This is a genomic window from Actinomadura sp. KC216 (genome assembly GCF_004348535.1).
GTDB lineage: Bacteria > Actinomycetota > Actinomycetes > Streptosporangiales > Streptosporangiaceae > Spirillospora.
The window spans coordinates 1-3,936 of the sequence record NZ_SMJX01000510.1 but is presented as its reverse complement, the minus strand read 5'-3'; the positions used below and the strand labels follow the sequence as shown (position 1 = coordinate 3,936).

Annotated in this window: 6 protein-coding genes; 3 read left to right on the top strand and 3 right to left on the bottom strand. The window is 70.5% G+C overall.

Features of this window, described 5'->3' with window-relative positions:
* Window positions 1-206: 206 nt before the first annotated feature.
* Window positions 207-410 (bottom strand): hypothetical protein, encoded by a 204-nt coding sequence (locus tag E1264_RS41175; protein WP_132182773.1) that lies wholly within the window; start codon window positions 408-410, stop codon window positions 207-209.
* Between the two features lie 189 nt (window positions 411-599).
* Between E1264_RS41175 and E1264_RS41170 the strand changes: the two genes are divergently transcribed.
* The 3 genes from E1264_RS41170 to E1264_RS41160 are packed head-to-tail and all read left to right on the top strand — an operon-like array spanning window position 600 to window position 2,620.
* Complete coding sequence (locus E1264_RS41170; protein WP_132182771.1) at window positions 600-1,001, top strand: VOC family protein; 402 nt, start codon at window positions 600-602, stop codon at window positions 999-1,001.
* Between the two features lie 34 nt (window positions 1,002-1,035).
* Window positions 1,036-1,374, top strand: coding sequence for a YciI family protein (locus E1264_RS41165; protein ID WP_132182769.1), 339 nt, complete (start codon window positions 1,036-1,038; stop codon window positions 1,372-1,374).
* A 10-nt stretch (window positions 1,375-1,384) separates the two neighbouring features.
* Complete coding sequence (locus E1264_RS41160) at window positions 1,385-2,620, top strand: DUF6596 domain-containing protein (protein WP_132182767.1); 1,236 nt, start codon at window positions 1,385-1,387, stop codon at window positions 2,618-2,620.
* Window positions 2,621-2,742: 122 nt separating this feature from the next.
* Here the strand turns inward: E1264_RS41160 and E1264_RS41155 are convergent, their stop codons facing one another.
* Window positions 2,743-3,171 carry a hypothetical protein gene (locus tag E1264_RS41155; RefSeq protein ID WP_207936924.1) on the bottom strand — a complete coding sequence of 143 codons (429 nt, stop codon included), beginning with the start codon at window positions 3,169-3,171 and terminating at the stop codon, window positions 2,743-2,745.
* A gap of 80 nt (window positions 3,172-3,251) precedes the next feature.
* Window positions 3,252-3,743: a MarR family transcriptional regulator gene (locus tag E1264_RS41150; RefSeq protein ID WP_207936922.1), complete on the bottom strand. Its 492-nt coding sequence runs from the start codon at window positions 3,741-3,743 to the stop codon at window positions 3,252-3,254.
* Window positions 3,744-3,936: the final 193 nt, after the last annotated feature.

The following is a 3,936-nucleotide window of genomic DNA, read 5'->3' as shown; positions in this document are numbered from 1 at the left end:
CACGGGGCGGGTGCGGACCAGGCAGGGAGTGCCTGCTGGCCGGGTTCGGACGTGTTTACACATTCACCTCACATCGAGGCGATGCATACGGTATATGGGCCCTCCCACTACCGGGTCCTTGAACAATCAAGGATACTCATTTCATTCCAGAATAGAAATCGATTCTAATATTGGAATGAGCGGATGATCCGGCGGGGCCGCGAGGTCTACGGGGCGGGGTCGTGGTCGGCGACGGCGACGCCGCCGTCCTGGAGCTGGGCGACGTCCACCACGGCCACCTCGTGAACGGTCTGCCAGCCCCCGGACGCGCTCTCCCGCTCGAAGATGTAGCGGGAGCCGGCGTGCCTGCACCGGTCGGCCGAGAGGTCCCGCCGCGCGCCGTCGACGAGGTAGATGCGATAACCGGCCAATGCCCCTCCTCAGCATCGCTGGACCCGGTCCGTAGGGTCATGATTACTATCCGTGACGAAGCCGACTCTACCTCACCCCGAAATCGATGCCGGAGGATGTCGGATCGGGCCGCCGCCCGATCGTCTAGGGGGTGAAAGACGCGGATGACCGGGAGCGAGCGCGCCCGGTCGCATCGAGAGGAGCGGGTCATGAACCCGACGCTGAACGTCATCGACATCATCGTGTCCGACATCCAGGCCGCGATCGCCTTCTACGCCCGGCTCGGCCTGGAGTTCACGATCGACGAGGCCTACCCCGAGCACGCGGGCTGCGACCTGCCGAACGGCCTCCACCTCATGCTCGACACCGAGAAGTTCCGCGGCGGCACGCTGCGCGACGGGTGGGACCGCCCGACCGGCGACCCCCGCACCTACCTGGCGTTCGAGTGCGCCGACCCGGCCGCCGTCGACGCCAAGTACGCCGAGCTGACCGAGGCCGGGTACACCGGCGCGCAGGAGCCGTGGGACGCGTTCTGGGGGATGCGGTACGCCGTCATCCTCGACCCGGACGGCAACGGCGTCGACCTGTACTGCCCGCTGCCCGCAGAGTAGCGTCCAGCAGGCCTTTGCCGGGAAGGAGGGGGACATGAAGTACGTCCTGCTGTTCGTCGAGACCGAGGAGTACGCGCGCGATCTGGAGGCGATGGACGAGGCCGAGCGGGAGGCGGCGTTCGAGGCGGTCGGGCGCTGGTTCGCCGAGCACTCGGCCGTGATCAAGCACCACGGGCACCTGCGTCCCGCCGAGACGGCGACGACGGTGCGGCTGACCGGCGGCGACGCGCTGGTCACCGACGGCCCGTTCGTGGAGGGCAAGGAGGTCGTGTCCGGCTACGCGGAGATCGAGGTCGCCGACCTCGACGAGGCGCTGGCCGTGGCGAAGTCGTGGCCCGCCTGCCCGATCGTCGAGATCCGCCCGGTCACGTGACGGGCACCTGATGGACCGGCCGCAGGACCAGGTGCACGCCGAGCTGGCCCGCGTGGTGCGCGAGCACGCGGGCCGGCTGACGGCGTGCCTGGTGCGGGTGCTGGGCGACTTCGCCGCCGCCGAGGACGTCGTGCAGGACGCCGTCGAGACCGCGCTGGAACGCTGGCCGGTCGACGGCATCCCCGACCATCCGGACGCGTGGCTGCTGACCGTCGCCCGCCGCCGCGGCCTGGACGTGCTGCGCCGCCAGGAGCTCTACCGCGACAAGCTGGCCCGGATGCGCTGGCCGGTGCCGGCCGAGCCCGACGACCGGCTGAAGCTGATCTTCACGTGCTGCCATCCCGCGCTGCCGCGGTCCGCGCAGATCGCGCTGACGCTGCGGGCGGTGTGCGGGCTGACGACCGCGCAGATCGCGGCGGCGTTCCTCGTCCCGGAGCCGACCGTGGGGCAGCGCATCACCCGCGCCAAGCGGAAGATCAGCGAGGCGGGCATCCCGTACCGGGTGCCGTCCGACGCCGATCTGCCGGAGCGCGTGAACCAGGTCCTGGCCGTCATCTACCTGCTGTTCAACGAGGGCTACCTGCCGACGGCGGGCGACCGTCCGCACGCCCGGGACCTCGCCGACGACGCGGAATGGCTCACCGGCCAGCTCGCCTGGCTCCTGCCGAAGCAGCCCGAGGTCCTCGGCCTGCTGGCGCTCATCCGGCTGCACCAGGCCCGCACCGACGCCCGGTTCACCGCGGACGGACGGCTCGTCCCGCTCCGCGACCAGGACCGGCGGCTGTGGGACCGCGAGGCGATCACCGAGGCGGTCCGCCTGATCGAGCGTGCCGCCGCGCTGCGCCGTCCGGGGCCCTACCAGTTGCAGGCGGCCATCGTCGCCTGCCATGCGGAGGCCCCCACCTGGGCGGACACCGACTGGCCGCAGATCGTCATCCTCTACGACATGCTGCTGGCGCTGTCGCCGTCACCCGTCCACTGGCTCCACCGCGCCATCGCCCTGCACCACCACCCCGGCCCGCGCGGCGGCCCCCGCAACGCGCTCACCGCCCTGGACGCCCTCTCCCCCGCCGACCGCAAGACCCTGGAGCATTACCCGCTCTACCACGCGACCCGGGCGGAACTTCTCCGCGCCCTCGACGAGCCCGAGGCCGCTCAGGCCGCCGACCGGAAGGCCCTGTCCCTCACTACCAATCCGGCTCAACAGACCATTCTGGAAGAACGCCTTACCAACCCCGCCCAATGACAATTTGGAGCGGACCCGTCCAGGCCTTTCGGATAAGGCGGGCGCGGCGGAGCGGGGTCGACGCGCGCCTCGCCGTTCCGCGGCCCGGACGGGTCCGCCCGGTCATGGGCCGGCAGGCCCGGTCATCTGCCGGTGGCGCCGGCGGGGGGTGCGCAGAGCGCGTAGATCAGCAGGACGCACAGCGCGATGGTGAGCACCGACCAGAGGGGGAACGCCACGAGGAAGGCGAGATGGCCGATCGCGGCGAGAGCGGCGAGCACGACACCGGCCGCGCGGGCCCACATCCTGCCGGCCATGATGCCCGCGCCGATCGCGATCTGGACGATGCCGACCGCGAGCCAGATCCAGCCCCAGGTGGTGTAGTCGAACACGAGGATCTGGTTCTGGCCGACCAGGTAATAGTCGTCCTTGAACAGCGCGACCAGACCGTCGATGACGTTGAACGCGCCCACGACGAGGGCGAGGGTGCCGGCGAACGTCAGCCACCCGGACGTCCGGTGCCGCTCCCCCGCCGGAACCGATGCGGAACCATGGGTCATTCTGGTCGTCATCGAGCCTCCCCCAAATCGAGCCCTGGTTCGGTCACCCATTCCCTTCGGGAGAACAATCCCAAACCGGGATCAATACTCGTTTAACCATTTCTTTGTGGGTAATTGGCGGTGTGTTCGGCCAGCCGGCGGAGCAGGCCGACGAACTGGTCCCGCTCGCCGGGGCCGAGCCAGCCGAAGAGGCGTTCGCCCGCGTCGGCGGCGATGCGGCGGGCGCTCGCGAGCGTCCGCTCGCCGTCCGGGGTCAGGGTGATCGAGTAGGCGCGCCGGTCCTGCGGGGCCCGCTCGCGGCGGACCAGGCCGCCCTCCTCCAGCTCGTCGACGATGCGCACCATCGTGGACTTGTCGATGCCCGACAGGTCGATGAGGCGCCGCTGGCTGGACGGCCCGTACAGCTCCAGGGCGAGCAGCATGGAGAGCCCGCGCACGTCGACGCCGAGCGCGCGCAGCTCGCCGTTCATGGCGTCCCGGCTCTGGTTGTGCGCGGTGGCCAGCAGCATGCCGAGCCCCACGTGCCGGAGCGCGGCGTCGTCGCCGTCCTCGGCCAGGATCCGTACGACCAGGTCATCGAGCATGAGCCCAGCGTAGACCCGTCTGATATAGCCTCATCTGAGACTTTCTTGTGAGGTCCGAAGTGGGCGGCAGCCGCAACGACCGACAGGAGAATCACATGCCCGAGATGACCCGCCGGCGCGCACTCCAGGTCTCCGGCCTGACCGCCGCCCTGGCCGCCGTCCCGGTGGCGGCCGTACCCGGGGCGGCCGGGGC

Bases quoted from the DNA above. Each gene is read 5' to 3' on its own strand.
- E1264_RS41165 (WP_132182769.1), top strand. From the start codon at position 1,036: ATGAAGTACGTCCTGCTGTTCGTCGAGACCGAGGAGTACGCGCGCGAT.
- E1264_RS41160 (WP_132182767.1), top strand. From the start codon at position 1,385: ATGGACCGGCCGCAGGACCAGGTGCACGCCGAGCTGGCCCGCGTGGTG.
- E1264_RS41170 (WP_132182771.1), top strand. From the start codon at position 600: ATGAACCCGACGCTGAACGTCATCGACATCATCGTGTCCGACATCCAG.
- E1264_RS41155 (WP_207936924.1), bottom strand. From the start codon at position 3,171: ATGACGACCAGAATGACCCATGGTTCCGCATCGGTTCCGGCGGGGGAG.
- E1264_RS41150 (WP_207936922.1), bottom strand. From the start codon at position 3,743: ATGCTCGATGACCTGGTCGTACGGATCCTGGCCGAGGACGGCGACGAC.